This window comes from Actinomycetes bacterium (genome assembly GCA_036000965.1).
Lineage (GTDB): Bacteria > Actinomycetota > CALGFH01 > CALGFH01 > CALGFH01 > DASYUT01.
This window is the reverse complement of the sequence record DASYUT010000303.1, coordinates 1-13,780: the sequence shown is the minus strand read 5'-3', so window position 1 is coordinate 13,780 and position 13,780 is coordinate 1. Positions and strand designations below refer to the sequence as shown.

At 72.8% G+C, this 13,780-nt stretch carries 13 protein-coding genes; 8 read left to right on the top strand and 5 right to left on the bottom strand.

Translation table 11 applies throughout. From position 1 onward, the window contains the following. Position 1: 1 nt before the first annotated feature. A complete protein-coding gene (locus VG276_26875; GenBank protein ID HEV8652914.1) occupies positions 2-1,147 on the bottom strand; it encodes a glycosyl hydrolase in 1,146 nt (381 codons plus the stop codon). Then, positions 1,147-2,874: a glycosyltransferase family 2 protein gene (locus VG276_26870; protein ID HEV8652913.1), complete on the bottom strand. Its 1,728-nt coding sequence runs from the start codon at positions 2,872-2,874 to the stop codon at positions 1,147-1,149. Before VG276_26870 ends, VG276_26875 begins: the two co-directional genes overlap by 1 nt. 293 nt (positions 2,875-3,167) lie before the next feature. Between VG276_26870 and VG276_26865 the strand changes: the two genes are divergently transcribed. Beyond that, a complete protein-coding gene (locus VG276_26865; protein ID HEV8652912.1) occupies positions 3,168-4,715 on the top strand; it encodes an ATP-dependent DNA ligase in 1,548 nt (515 codons plus the stop codon). 52 nt (positions 4,716-4,767) lie between these two features. On the opposite strand, the gene VG276_26860 is transcribed toward VG276_26865, so the two are convergent. Beyond that, the gene (locus tag VG276_26860) at positions 4,768-5,151 is read right to left on the bottom strand and encodes an ATP-binding protein (GenBank protein HEV8652911.1); all 384 of its coding nucleotides are present in this window, start codon (positions 5,149-5,151) and stop codon (positions 4,768-4,770) included. Positions 5,152-5,438: 287 nt separating this feature from the next. On the opposite strand from VG276_26860, the gene VG276_26855 reads away from it, so the two are divergent. Together VG276_26855 and VG276_26850 are read left to right on the top strand one after the other, a co-directional pair. Further along, complete coding sequence (locus VG276_26855; protein HEV8652910.1) at positions 5,439-7,130, top strand: histidine kinase N-terminal 7TM domain-containing protein; 1,692 nt, start codon at positions 5,439-5,441, stop codon at positions 7,128-7,130. A 499-nt stretch (positions 7,131-7,629) separates the two neighbouring features. After that, positions 7,630-8,118, top strand: coding sequence for an HU family DNA-binding protein (locus VG276_26850; protein ID HEV8652909.1), 489 nt, complete (start codon positions 7,630-7,632; stop codon positions 8,116-8,118). Positions 8,119-8,301: 183 nt separating this feature from the next. Here the strand turns inward: VG276_26850 and VG276_26845 are convergent, their stop codons facing one another. Beyond that, a complete protein-coding gene (locus VG276_26845) occupies positions 8,302-8,520 on the bottom strand; it encodes a hypothetical protein (GenBank protein ID HEV8652908.1) in 219 nt (72 codons plus the stop codon). A gap of 109 nt (positions 8,521-8,629) precedes the next feature. Then, positions 8,630-9,298, bottom strand: a complete 669-nt coding sequence (cofC, locus tag VG276_26840; GenBank protein HEV8652907.1) for a 2-phospho-L-lactate guanylyltransferase — start codon at positions 9,296-9,298, stop codon at positions 8,630-8,632. A 166-nt stretch (positions 9,299-9,464) separates the two neighbouring features. Between cofC and VG276_26835 the strand changes: the two genes are divergently transcribed. From VG276_26835 to VG276_26815, 5 genes are all read left to right on the top strand, one after another. Beyond that, positions 9,465-10,178 carry a lysophospholipid acyltransferase family protein gene (locus tag VG276_26835; protein HEV8652906.1) on the top strand — a complete coding sequence of 238 codons (714 nt, stop codon included), beginning with the start codon at positions 9,465-9,467 and terminating at the stop codon, positions 10,176-10,178. Between the two features lie 311 nt (positions 10,179-10,489). Continuing rightward, positions 10,490-11,026: a hypothetical protein gene (locus VG276_26830; GenBank protein ID HEV8652905.1), complete on the top strand. Its 537-nt coding sequence runs from the start codon at positions 10,490-10,492 to the stop codon at positions 11,024-11,026. A 99-nt stretch (positions 11,027-11,125) separates the two neighbouring features. Next, positions 11,126-12,364 carry an aminotransferase class I/II-fold pyridoxal phosphate-dependent enzyme gene (locus VG276_26825; GenBank protein ID HEV8652904.1) on the top strand — a complete coding sequence of 413 codons (1,239 nt, stop codon included), beginning with the start codon at positions 11,126-11,128 and terminating at the stop codon, positions 12,362-12,364. A gap of 37 nt (positions 12,365-12,401) precedes the next feature. Further along, positions 12,402-13,511: a D-alanine--D-alanine ligase family protein gene (locus tag VG276_26820; GenBank protein ID HEV8652903.1), complete on the top strand. Its 1,110-nt coding sequence runs from the start codon at positions 12,402-12,404 to the stop codon at positions 13,509-13,511. Between the two features lie 116 nt (positions 13,512-13,627). Further along, positions 13,628-13,780: Clp protease N-terminal domain-containing protein (locus VG276_26815; protein HEV8652902.1), on the top strand; the 153-nt coding region annotated here is incomplete at its 3' end.

The window sequence follows — 13,780 nt, the reverse complement described above, 5'->3', positions numbered from 1 at the left end:
ATCACCGGCGGGTGCGCGGGCGCACCCAGGGCGTGAACGGCTGACCGTACCTGGCGTTGGCGACCCCGGCGGCAAACGCGGCCCTCGCCTGCTGGGAGCTGACGATGCGCCAGTCGGCCTCCTTGACGGCCTCGTACCAGACGAAGCCGATGATGTCGCGGTGGCGCGGCAGGGTTCTGAAGAAGTCCCGGATCCAAACGGCCTTGCGGCCGTCCCGGTCGGTCGCGGCGACCTCGGTCAGCACGATCGGCTTGCGGGTGACGGCGCGCAGCTCCCGGAGCGTCGGCGCGAAGACCTGCTCGAAGCTGCGGTAGCCGGTCTGGTGCCTGTCCGTGCCGTAGTAGCCCACGACCCCGGCCCAGTCGACGTAGGCGTCGCCCGGGTACAGCTCCCGCAGCGGCGTCGCCCCCGGGTAGACGACGTTCGGGCTCCACACCCACACGACGTTGCGGGCGCCGGCCCGGGTGAAGATGTCGTGGACGTGGCGCCAGGCCGCCACGTACTCCCCCGGCCGGTTGCCGTTGGCAGCCTCCGCCCACGGGTACCAGTAGCCGTTCATCTCGTGGGCGAAGCGGATCGCGACCGGGTAGCCCACCTGGCGGATGCCAACCGCCCAGCTGCGGATGTAGGCGTCGAAGCCGCCGCCGGCGATCCGCGACAGCGCGTAGGCGGGCTGCACCCCGCGCCGCAGGTCGAGCCTGGACTCCTGCCGGTAGTCCCAGGGCTCCCAGCCGATCATCGGGAGCATGCCGCGCTGCACGACGCCGTCGAGCAGCCGCCGGTCGAACCGGTCGCGCGCCCAGCCCTGGGAGAACAGCATCACGTCGGGCCGCCTGCCCGCGGCGGTCTGGAACGCCTGGAGTTCGGCGAAGTCGTGCGGCCCGGAGCGTGTGGTCACGCCGAACAGCACCTTGCCCCGGGCCGGGAAGAGCTGGCGCGGCCCGGCGCGGCCCGGTGAGGGGCCGCCCGGCACCGGCACCGCCGGCGCAGGCGCAGGCGGCCCGGACGCGGGCGCGGCCGCGGAAGGCGCCGCGGAGCCGGCCGACGCGCGGTCGGGCCGCGTCGCGATGCTGGGGGCGAGGATGAACACGTACGCGACCAGCCCGACCAGCGCGGCGCTGGTTCCGAGCCTGACCGGGTGGCGCATCAGGGCCTCGTGGCCTCCGAGCTCACCACGAGCCGGCTGGCCCGCCGCTCCGACAGCCGCCTGCCGAACCCGAGGACGGGCGGGGCGACGGCCGCGAACAGGGTGAGCACAGCCCACGCGCGCAGCGCCGGGTAGGTGTGGCCGCGGTAGGCGCTCGCGGCCAGGGCCAAGCCAGCGGCAACGGCCCACAGGAGGTGGGCGTGGAAGGTGCGCAGCGAGTCGGCACTGCGCAGCTCCCCCTTGGCCGTGACCGCGTAGGCCAGCGGCCGGCCCAGCAGGGCGGCGAACCCCGCGGCCACGTAGACCGGGCCGGCGAACAGCGCCAGCAGCAGCCCGGGCAGTGCCGACTCGCGACGCTCGTGCTCGGCCAGGTTGAAGCGGCGCAGCCACACGAGCAGCGTGAACCAGGTGACGTAGGTCCCGCCCCAGAGCGCGAGCCAGACCCACATGTCCAAGGCGACCGAGGTCACCCCGAACAGCAGGTACAGGCCGGTCGCGAGGTTGCCGAGCACCCAGGTCACGCCGACGCTGGGGTAGAAGGACTGGGCCAGCCCGTAGCTGAGCCGCTGCCGGCGGGTGAGGCGCTTGGCCAGCGCGGGCGCGCGCCGCAGCACGATCTCCCAGACGCCGTAGGCCCACCGCTTCTGCTGGTTGAAGTAGTCGGTCCAGCTGTTCGGGCCCTCGCCGATGGCGAGGATGTCGGGCGTGAACACGCCCTTCCAACGGTTGCCGCTCTGCTCGTTGACCGCCGCGTTGACGTTCATGCTGGTCAAGTGGTCCTCGATGATCGAGTCCTGGTAGCCGCCGATCTGGCGCCAGGCGGCCGGGCGGTAGAGATGGTTGGTGCCGATCAGCAGCGGCGCGTCCAGGCCGTTCCCGCCCCGCTGCACGATGCCGGTGAAAAGGTAGCCCTGCACGGCCGCGCCGTGGCTCACCAGACCTTGGTGGGCGTTGCCGTAGACCTGCGGGGCGACGACGAACGCGATGTCGGGGTCCCGGAAGTACCCGAGCGTGCGCTCGAGGAAGGAGGGCAGCGGCACGTGGTCGGGATCCATCTGCGCCACCACGTCGTACTCATGCTCGTGCTCGGCGCGCCAGGCGTTGTGGTTGCCCGCCTTGGTGCAGGCGCGGAACTCGCCCACCCGGTGGTTGTACTCGGAGCGGCCCTTGCGCGTGAAGTGCTTGACCCCGAGCGACCGGGCGACCGCGCGCACCCGCGGGTCGTCGCCTTCGTCCAGGATCCACACGTCAACGACGCCGTCGTAGGACAGCTCCCGCATGGCCCGGAGCGTCCTGGCCACGAGGTGGACGGGTTCCTTCGCTGGCACGATCGTGGTGAGCACGGCCACGCGGAGCCCGGGCGGCGGGGTCATCGGCGTCGGGTCGTAGGCCCGCCTCGCGAAGGTCCAGATCGCCGCGCTCTGCACCAGCCGGATGATCTCGACCAGGACCACGCACAGGAAGCCGACCCGGCCGGCCGTGACCAGCGGCCCGCCCGTCCCGACGACCCCGGGGGAGGGCACGTGCCAGGGGAGCAGCAGCCAGCCCACCAGGGCGATCCCGGTCAGTGCGCTGGCCCCGACCAGCAGGGTCAGCACCGCCCGCTCGCGGCGCGAGGCCACCAGCCGGAACTCGACGCGGTGGCGCTCGCTGCGCGGCTCCATGAGCGGCCCGGCGATGGAGGTGCAGCGCTCGTACGCGGCAACCGCTGACCCCGGCCTCTTCACCCCTGGGATCCCGTCAAGGTCGTTGCCGCTCCCTGACGGCAGCCGCGACGCGGGCACGTACCCAGCCCAACATGGCCTCCCCCGGTGCTGGTGGACGGTCCGCCGTACGTGTACGACCGACAATGCGGACAACAACGGGGAAGCTAACCAGAGGGGATGGATAGCGTCAAGGCGCAGCGCCGGACACCGGCGCGCCGGCGCCCGACCACTGTCGCCGCCGGCGCGAGCCTCGCCCGGGCGCGCGCGGCGCGGGACACGGCCGACGCGGCGGAGCGTAGGGGCACAATGGGGCCATGTTGCTCGTTGAGCTTGCTGAGACGTCGGATACTGTCGCGTCGACCGCTGCCCGGCTGGCCAAGGTCGACCGGCTGGCCGCTTGCCTGCGCCGTCTCGACGCCAACGAGGTGGACGTAGCGGTCGCGTTCCTCTCCGGCGAGCTACGGCAGCGCCAGATCGGAGTCGGGTATGCGGCGCTGCGGGACGCTCCGGCGCCCGCTGCGCACCCCTCCCTCACCCTTACCGAGGTTGACGCCGCCTTTGACCGGATCGGGCGGCAGGCCGGCCCTGGCTCCCAGCGCGAGCGACGCCGACTGCTGTCTGATCTGTTCGAGCGAGCGACCGCCACCGAGCAAGCGTTCCTCCGCCGTCTGCTCTCGGGCGAGCTGCGCCAAGGCGCGCTTGAGGGCGTCATGGCTGAGGCCATCGCCCGAGCGGCTGGCATCCCGGGTACTGAGGTCCGGCGCGCCCTCATGCTACGCGGCGCGCTCGGCGCGGTTGCCGAAGCGGCGCTATCCCAAGGTGTCGACGGGCTACGGTCATTCCGGCTTCAGGTCGGCCGGCCGCTTCAGCCAATGCTCGCCCAAACGGCTGAGAGCGTCGACGTAGCGCTAGAGCGAATTCGGCCAGCAGCGCTGGAATGGAAGCTCGACGGCGGTCGGGTGCAAATCCATCGCGCTGACAGTGAGGTACGGGTTTTCACCAGGACGCTGGACGACATCACCGCGCGGGTGCCGGAGTTGGTCGAAACGGCGCTTGCGCTGCCCGTACGCTCCATCGTGCTGGACGGCGAGGCCATTGCGCTGCGGGCGGACGGTCGGCCCCACCCGTTCCAGGTGACGGCCAGCCGGATTGGCAGTCGACTTGGGGTAGATGAGCTCCGAGGCTCGCTGCCACTGACCCCATTCCTGTTCGACGTGCTCCATCTCGACGACGAGGACCTGATCGACCGGCCAGGCGCGGAACGGAACGACGCGCTCACTGCCGCTGTCCCGGAAGCACTACGGATACCCCGAATCGTGACTGGTGATTCGGAGGTAGCCGCGGCATTCCTGCAGGACGCCCTTGCCCGCGGCCATGAGGGCGTCGTGGTGAAGTCGCTCGCTGTGCCCTATGAAGCAGGGCGGCGCGGTGGCGGCTGGCTCAAAGTCAAACCGCGCCACACGCTGGACCTGGTCGTGCTCGCGGCTGAATGGGGCCACGGTCGGCGGCGCGGCTGGTTGAGCAACCTGCACCTCGGCGCTCGCGATTCCGAGAGCGACGGGTTCGTAATGCTCGGCAAGACCTTCAAGGGCCTTACCGACAAGCTGCTTGCCTGGCAGACCGAGCGATTCCTGGAGCTTGCGGTCGAGCAGAACGAATGGATGGTCCGCTTGCGGCCGGAGCTGGTCGTCGAGGTCGCATTCGACGGCTTGCAGGTAAGCCCCCGCTACCCGGGCGGGCTCGCATTGCGCTTCGCCCGCGTCCTGCGCTACCGGCCCGACAAGGGGGCGGACGACGCGGATACGATTGAGACGGTCCGCACCATTCATCTCGCCCAGTCGGGGCCGCCGCTCCCTGGATAGAAAGACGTTGCCAGCCAGGACAGGGATGGCCGGCGGCAGCCCGGGCGGCTGGTCAGGTCGGGCCGAGCTCGAACCAGACCCGCTTGCCGTGACCCGGGACCGGCTCGGTGCCCCAGCGCTCGGCCAGCAGCTCGACCAGGCGCAGGCCCCGGCCGTTCTCCGCCTCCGGGTCCGGTGCGGCAGGGCGGGGCGGGCGCGGGTCGGCGTCGTGCACGCTCACGCGCACCGAGCGCCGCCGCTTCTCCACCCGCAAGGCGACCCTGCCCCGGCCGTGGCGGAGCGCGTTGGTGACCAGCTCGTTGGCCAGGAGCACGGCCGTCTCCACGGTCGTCGCCACCACCTGCCAGGTCCCGAGCGTCCTCTGCACGAACTGCCGGGCACGGCCGGCCGACTGCGGCAGTGGGTCGAGCTTGACCTCGGCGCTGCGTTGGGACATCGGATGCCTCCTCGCGCTCGCGGTCCTGACGGTCGTCCCGTCCTTGCCCACCCAGCAGGTGACCTACGCCTCTTCAGGCGGACTCGACTGGCGCTGCTGCGCAGCAGGTCGCGGGTGGCGTCGTGGAGGCTGTCGACGCCCGCAGCCCCCTGTCCGCCCGCGTCTCGGCCCCTGCATGAGCGGGGCCGCACGCCGCCCCGAGCTGGGGCGGTTCCTGTGAGCGCCGCGAATCACGTATGATTCGCTACCTCGTCAAAAACGGTCATTCGGCTCTAAAGGACGTCGGCGTGAGCTGGCACTGGTGGTTCAGCGCGCTCGCGCTGGCAGGCGGCGCCTGCCTGGCCAGCTATGCCTACTACGCCTGGCGCCGCCGCCAGGCGTCGGCCGGGGCCAGCCTGGCCGTGGTGCTGGCCGCCGCCGGGTGGTGGAGCCTGGCCTACTCCCTGGAGCTGGGGGCCACCGAGCTGTCCACCAAGCTGCTCTGGGGCGACGCCAAGTACCTCGGCATCTGCCTGCTCCCGCCGGCCTGGTTCGCGTTCATCATGCAGTACACGGGCCGGGGCCGGTTGGTGAACCGGCACACGCTGACCGCCCTCGCGGTCCCGCCCGTGGCGCTGGTCGTGCTGCTCGCCAACCAGGCCACCCACGACCTGGTGCGCTACTACCCGCCCGCGGCGGTCGGCGATCCCGACGCCATCGCCCAGGTCGGCCCGCTGTTCTGGCCCTTCCTGGTCTACGCCAACCTGCTCGTGTGGGGCTGCACGGCGCTGTTCGTGTGGACGCTCACGCGCGTGTCGCGGCTCTACTGGCGCCAGAGCATGCTGCTGATCGCCACCGTGCTGCTGCCCTGCGTCGCCAACGTCCTGCACAACCTGAACGTCGGCCCGTTCGGGCGGGTCGAGCCGACGCCGTTCCTGTTCGTCCTGACCGGCGCCGTGCTGGTGTGGGGCATCTTCCGGTTCCGACTACTCGACCTTGCCCCGATCGCACGCAGCTCGGTGTTCGAGACGGTGCTTGACGGGGTGCTCGTGCTCGACCCCTACCGGCGGGTGGTGAAGCTGAACCCGGCCGCCGAGCGAGCCCTGGGCGTGTCGGCCGCCGACGCGGTCGGCCGCCGGGTCGAGGCGCTCCTCGAGGTTGAGTCGTTCGTACTCGACCGGGCCGACGACCCGACCCTGCCCGAGGAGGTCGTCCTCGGCGAAAGCCGCCACGAGCTGACCACCGCCCCGCTGCGGGACCGGGGCGGACAGGAGACCGGCCGGGTGGTCATGTTGCGCGACGTCACCGAGCGCCACCACGCGCACGAGCGCCTGGTCCGGCTCGACGAGCAGCGCCGCTGGCTGCTCGGCCGGATGGTCCGGGCCCAGGAGGAGGAGCGGCGCCGCATCGCCGGCGATATCCACGACGATGCGATCCAGGCCATCACCGCCGCCCGGCTCCGGCTCGCCCTGTTCCGCGACCGCCTTTACGAGCCCGAGCAGCGCCGACGCCTCGAGGAGGCCGAGACGGCCTTGTCGGCCAGCCTGGAGCGGCTGCGCACGCTGGTGTTCGACCTCCGCCCGGCCGTGCTCGACGAGGTCGGGCTGGGCGCGGCCCTGCGCCAGTACCTGGCCGAGACGGCGGGGCAGGGCGGCTTCCAGGCTGCCCTCCACGACGACTTGGGGCAGGAGCCGCCGGCCGAGGTACGCGTGATCGCCTACCGCATCGCGCAGGAGGCGCTCACCAACGTGCGCATGCACGCCCGCGCGACCCGGGTTGACGTCCGGCTCGAGGAGGTGCAGGGCGGGCTGCTGGTGACCGTCACCGATGACGGGGTCGGCTTCGAGCCGGACCAGGCCGAGGCCAACCCCCGGCCCGGGCACCTCGGTCTGACCAGCATGCGCGAGCGGGCCACCATGGCGAGCGGCTGGTACCGCGTCGACAGCCACCCGGGGCGTGGGACCACGGTCAAATTCTGGCTCCCGATCAAAGAGGCGTGACCCGTTGCCGGGGAGATGTCGCCCGTTGCCGGGGAGATGTCGCCCGTTTGCCGGGGAGATGTCGCCCGTTGCCGGGGAGGCGTGGCCTGTTGCCGGGGAGGCGTGGCCCTGGCCGGAGCTCGAGCATGCCCGATACCTCCCCTTTTGCGAAATGCCATTGCTACCGGTCTTTGGCCGGTCCGCGAGCCTTGTGATCACCGAAATCCTTTGCCGGGCAAGGGCTCGCCGGCGCCCATGGGATCGGTGCCATCGCGTCCGAACAGGGCGGACAGGCCGCAAACACCAGGGAATTGGGCCATCGACGGCTGCCCCTATTTCGGCTCGCGTACAGTCCCGGCCGGTCCGGGAGGGCAACTCCTTGCGCTGCAAGGGATTGAAAAGTCGGGAGAGTTGTTGACCTCGGATAAAAGCGTCTTTAGCATGCACGACCGAAAGGGGACAGGGCTACGGGGGTCCGTCCTAGGTGGGGAACAATCCCCTATTGGGCAAGGAGGCGCCCTTGAACCGCAAGGAGCTGGTCGACGCAATCCAGAAGCACACGGAGGTGGCTCGGGCTGACGTCGACAAAGTGCTCGCGAGCCTGATCCAGCACACGCAGATCGCCGTGAAGAAGGGCGACCGGGTGTCGCTGGTGGGGTTCGGCACCTTCGAACGCCGTGATCGCAAGGCTCGCACCGCGCGGAACCCGCGCACCGGTACCGCCGTGAAGGTGAAGGCGACCAAGGTCCCTGCCTTCCGGGCCGGGCAGGGGTTCAAGGACGTGGTGAGCGGGAAGGCGGCTGCCCCGAAGCTGACCGCCCCGAAGGCGAGCTCGCGGAGCGACGTGACCAAGGCGTCGGCCAAGAGGTCCGCCAGTAAGGCCGCGGCCAAGCCGGCCAAGGCGTCCGCCTCCAAGGCGTCCGCCTCCAAGGCGACCGCCGCGGCCTCGAAGGCCCGGAGCACCTCGAGCGCGAAGGCTCCGGCCAAGGCCGGCTCGCGCAAGAAGTAGCTCGGCGTCTCGCTGCGAGGCCCCGCTGGCGGAGCTGGCGGGGCCTCGCAGCATCCGGGGAGCGGGCGGGCCGGGGGACCTGGGGGGGCCCTGTGGCGTCCGGGAAGCGGCCTGGGGCCTTGTGGCGGCGGGGCCTTGTGGCATCCCCGGGGGGCCTCGTGGCGTCGGGGGAGCTGGCCTGGTCTACTCCGGGTCGGGCAGCGTCAGGATGTTCACGTAGGTCACTCTGGCCCCTTCGCCCTCGCCTTCGACCCGGAACTTGACCCGCTGCCCGATGGTGAGCAGGCGCAGGCCCGAGCGGCCGAAGGCCTCGGGCGGGACGGCATACTCGACCCGAGCGTCGGTGAGGACGACGGCAGCCTTGGTCTCGGGGTCGAAGCTCTTGACGGTCCCCTGCAGCATCGGGCCTCTCCTCTGTCCCTCCGGGGGGCTTCGCGCGCTTCAGGCGAGCGTAAGCCCCGGAGCCGTCGCCGCCATCGGCCGGTCGCCGGCGAAGGATACCGGAGTCTGGTCACCCAGCCTGCTCGAGGCGGGCGGGCAGGCCGAGGTCGCGCAGGCGGCGGCCGGTGACGCTGGCCGGGGCCACGCGGGCGGCCACCGCGCGTAGGTCGTCGACGACGTCGACGTCGAGGGCGAGCACGGGCTCGTCGACCCGGACCGCGCCCGGGAGGGCGAGGTGTCGGCTGGCGCTGCCCGGCCCGAAGGCGGGGCGGAACGAGGCCGGGTCGCGCCAGGCCAGGACGTTGGTCCCGGTGCGGTCGCGGCTCGGTACCACCACGACCGGGGCGGTCCCGGCCGTGACCAGGACGCGAGCGAGGGCGTCCGGGGTGGCCAGGGGCAGGTCGGCGGCGACGACGACGAGTGGATCGCCAGGCGGGGCGGCCGCGGCGGCGCGCGCGAGCGAGGCGTTGAGACCGCCGTCCAGCCCGACGTCCAGCCCGACGTCCAGCCCGACGTCCTCCTTGACGACCCGGCAGCCGATCGCGTCGGCGCGGCGCCAGACCTCTCGGTCGGGGGAGACGACCACGGGCCGGCCCAGGCCCTCGGCGGCCTGGACGGCGGCGACCACGTCCTCGAGCATCGCGATGGTGAGCAGGCGGCGCTCGATCGGGGTGAGCGCAGGACCGAGCCGGCCCTTCGCCTGGGCGAGAGCCTTCACGGGGACGAGCGGGGTCGGCACGCGCCGACGATAGCAGCGCCGGGCGTCCTGGGCGGACCGAGACCAGCGGTGCCCCGTGCGTGGCCAGCCGGACGGCCAGCCGGACGGCCAGCCGGACGGCCAGCCGGACGGCCAGCCGGACGGCCAGCCGGACAAGGTACGATCCGCGAAAAGGTACGATCCGCGAATGAGCACACGCCGCTGGCTGCCGGTCTACGCCCTCGCCAAGGCAGTGGTCCCACCGGTGATCCGGTTCTGGGTCCGGATGGACATGCAGGGCGCGCTCCACATCCCGTCGCGCGGCCCGGTCATCATCGCGGCCAACCACGTGTCGTACTTCGATCCGCTCTGCCTCGGCGTGTTCATCGACTCGGCCGGGCGTCAGGTGCGCTTCCTGGCCAAGGCGGAGCTGTTCCGCAACCCGGTGATGCGCTGGCTCATGCGCGGGGCCGGGCAGATCCCGGTCTGGCGGGAGAGCCGCGACGCGGCGAGGTCGCTTGCCGCTGCAGTCGAGGCGATGCGGGAGGGGGTGGCGGTGGCGATCTACCCGGAGGGCACCACCACCCGCAACGCCGACTTCTCGCCGATGCCGGCCAAGAGCGGCGTGGCGCGGCTCGCGGCGCTCACCGGCGCCCCGGTCGTGCCGGTGGGCATGTGGGGCGCGCATCTGCTGTTCACGCGCGGCAAGATGGGCCCGTTCCGGCGCGGCATCCGGGTGGTCATCCGGGCGGGCCCACCGCTCGACCTCGGCCTGAATCCGGACTCGTCGCTCGAAGAGGTGAACGCGGCCCGGGACCGGGTGATGGAGGCGATCGGCGGCCTGGTCGCCGAGGCGCGCACCGGATGGTCCCCGCCGGCCTGGTACCTTCGGCGCCAGGCAGACAAGAGCCTGCCGCCCTGATCGCCGACCGACCACGCGGGAACGCTATGCCACCTCCCCGACCACCGGCCCGGAGCACCGCCGGACCCCGGCCGGACGGACCTGGACCCGCAGCCGGATCCGGACCCGGAGCCGGACCCGGACCCGCAGCCGAAGCCGCAGCCGGACCCGGGGCCGGACCTGGACCTGGACCTGGACCCGGAGCCGGAGCCGGAGCCGGGCAGGCGGAGCACCCAGCCACCGCGGGCGCGCCCGGACCCGGAGCCGCGCCTTCCGGGGAGCCGCGCTCCGGGGAGGTCGAGCGGTTCCGTCCCGGCGGCGTGGTGCATGCCGTGGCCAGCGGGCTGCTCGAGGCTGCACTGGCGCTGGTGCTGTTCGGCTGCGCGCAGCTCGTTGGCGACGCCAACCCGGGCGTTGGCGCCTCGCTGGTGGTCGCCGCGCTTCTCTGGACGGCGCTGAGTGTCTACAGCCTGGCCGTGGCCGCCCTCCGGGCGCGGGTGTGGGAGGTCCAGCTGGACGGCGACGGGGTCGCCGCGCACGGCCTCACCGGCGCGCGGCGTTGGCGCTACGAGGAGCTGTCAGCGGTTGAGATCAGCGGCGGCCGTACCCGCCTGGTGGCCAGGGAGGGGCGGGCCAGGCGGGTGCGGGGTGTGCGCGGGGCCGAGCAGGGCAGGCGCTTCCGGGCCCGGGTGCTGGAGCGGGCGACCGAGGCGGCCGGGCGCGGGAGTGGGCCAGCGGCCGGGCGCGGGAGCGGGCCAGCGGCCCCGCCTGGAGCGGGCGGGGCGCCCGACCGGGCGGGCGCTGGTAGGCTCCCCGGCGGCGGCCCGGACGGCGGGGGAGGGGACGAGTCCGCGCCAGCCAGCACCTGAGCCGGCCCGTCCCCCGGACTACTTGGCCCGTCCCCCGGACTACTTAAGGAGCGATGCGGTCGCCCCGGCCGGCTCGGGCCTCGAGAGGAGGGACGAGCGATGCCCGCCACCCCCGGCCAGGCCGGCCCGTGGCGCGACCACCCGGGCGGCGCAGGACCCGGACCCGGGCGGGGCTTCGCCACCCGGGCCGTGCACGGCGCCGGCGTGCCCGTCCCGGCCGAGCTGCCGCTGGCCGTGCCGATCTGGCAGACGTCGGCGTTCGCGTTCGACGACGCCGACCGGTATGCGCACGCGCTCCGGCAGCCCCGCGAGGGGTTCGTCTACACCCGCTATGAGAACCCGACCACATGGGCTCTGGAAGCCACAGTCGCCGGCCTGGAAGCTGCCGCGCAGGGCATGGCCACCGCGTCGGGCATGGGCGCGATCGCGACCGTGCTGCTCTGCCTGGCCGCCGCCGGCGATCACCTGGTCGTCCAGCGCGACCTCTACGGTGGGACGTTCTCGCTGCTGTCGTCGGTGGCCGCCCGGCTCGGGATCGTGGCCACGTTCGTGGACGCGACCGACCCGGGCTCGGTCAGGGCCGCGCTGCGGCCGACCACCCGCGCCGTGTACGTGGAGACGATCGCGAACCCCACCATGGCCGTTGCCGACCTGCCGGCGCTTGCCGAAGTGGCCGGCGCCGCCGGGATCCCCCTGGTGGTCGACAACACGGTGGCGTCGCCGTACCTGTGCCGGCCGATCGAGCACGGCGCCGCGGTCGTGGTCCACTCGGCCACCAAGTACCTCGGCGGCCACAGCGACGTGGTCGGCGGCCTGGCCCTGTTCGCCGACGCCGGCCTGCACGACCGCGCCTGGCGGACCATGATCGACCTGGGCGCCTCGCCCGACCCGTTCGCGGCCTGGCTGGTGCTGCGGGGCGTGAAGACGCTGCCGCTGCGCATGGAGCGCCACACCGGCAACGCGGGCGCGCTCGCCGGGCTGCTGGCCGCACACCCGAAGGTCGAGCGGGTGTACTGGCCGGGGCTGCCCGGCCACCCGAGCCACGACGTGGCCGCGCGGCTGCTGGACGGCTACGGCGGGCTCCTCTCCTTCGACCTCGCCGGCGGCCGCCAGGCCGGGCGGCGGTTCATCGAGGCGACCTCCGTGGCCCGGCTCGCCCCGTCGCTCGGAGGGCCCGAGACGCTCGTGTCCCATCCCGCCTCCACCACCCACCGGCAACTCGACGCCGTGGCGCTGGCGTCGGCCGGCATCGGCGAGGGCATGGTGCGGGTGTCGGCCGGGCTGGAGGATGCCGACGACCTGCTCGAGGACTTCACCCGCGCCCTGGAGGTCGCTTGACCGCACGAGAGGACTCCATCCACGCTCTGGAGGTCGCATGACCACACGAAAGGTCCGGCTCGCGATCCTGTACGGCGGCCGCTCGGCCGAGCACCAGGTGTCGGTCGTCTCGGCCCGCTCGGTCATGGAGGCGCTCGACCCCGAGCGCTTCGAGGTGGTGCCGATCGGCATCACCCGCGACGGGTCGTGGATGCTGCCCGACACCTCGCCGCTCGAGCTGACCGCGCCAGAGGGCGCCCTGCCCGAAGTGGAGGCGTCGGGCACGGCGGTGGCGCTCCGGCCCGAGCGGCGCTCGTCCGCGCTCACCGCCATGGGAGGGCCCTCGGGGGGTGTGGGGGGCGCGGGGAGCGCAGTCGACGTCGTGTTCCCGATCCTGCACGGCCCCTACGGCGAGGACGGCACCGTGCAGGGCCTGTTCGAGCTGGCCGACCTCCCCTACGTCGGCAGCGGCGTGCTCGCCTCGGCCCTGGCCATGGACAAGGCCATGGCCAAGGTGGTGTTCGCCCAGGCCGGGCTGCCCCAGGCGCCCTACCTGGTGGTCCACGAGCGGGCCTGGCGCGCCGACCCGGACCGGGTAGCCGCCGATGTAGCTGGGCGCTTCACCTTCCCGGTGTTCGTCAAGCCGTCCCGGCTCGGCTCCTCGATCGGCATCACCAAGGTCAAGACCGCCGACGACCTCGCCCCGGCCATGGAGGCCGCGCTCGCCCACGACGGCAAGGTCCTGGTCGAGCAGGCGGTGCCCGCACGCGAGCTCGAGTGCGGCGTGACCGGCAACGACGCGCCCGAGGCGAGCCTGGTCGGCGAGGTCGTGCCCGGCAACGAGTTCTACGACTTCGAGGCCAAGTACCAGGACGAGTCCCTGAAGCTGCTGATCCCCGCCCCGGTCCCCGACGGCGTGGCGGCGCAGGTCCGCCACCTGGCCGTGCGCGCGTTCCAAGCGCTCGGCTGCGAGGGCCTGGCCCGGGTCGACTTCTTCTACGAGGAGGCGGCCGACCGGGTGCTGCTCAACGAGGTGAACACCATCCCGGGGTTCACCCCCAAGAGCATGTTCCCGCTGCTGTGGAAGGCGTCAGGGCTCTCCTACTCCGACCTGGTCGCCCGCCTGGTCGACCTCGCGGTCGAGCGCCATGCGGCCAAGAAGGGGTGACCTCGGTCTGTCGCATCGAGCATGATGGCGTCCGATGGACTGCGGTGTCCGGTCCGGGCTTCCCCGGCGTCCCGGGGCTGAGCGGCAGCACCGGCACGCCGCGGGAAGGAGGCCCCATGTTTGAGCGGTTCACCGACCGGGCGAGACGCGTGGTCGTGCTCGCCCAGGAGGAGGCTCGACTCCTCAACCACAACTACATCGGCACCGAGCACATCCTGCTCGGGTTGATCCACGAGGGCGAAGGCGTCGCCGCCAAGGCGCTCGAGTCG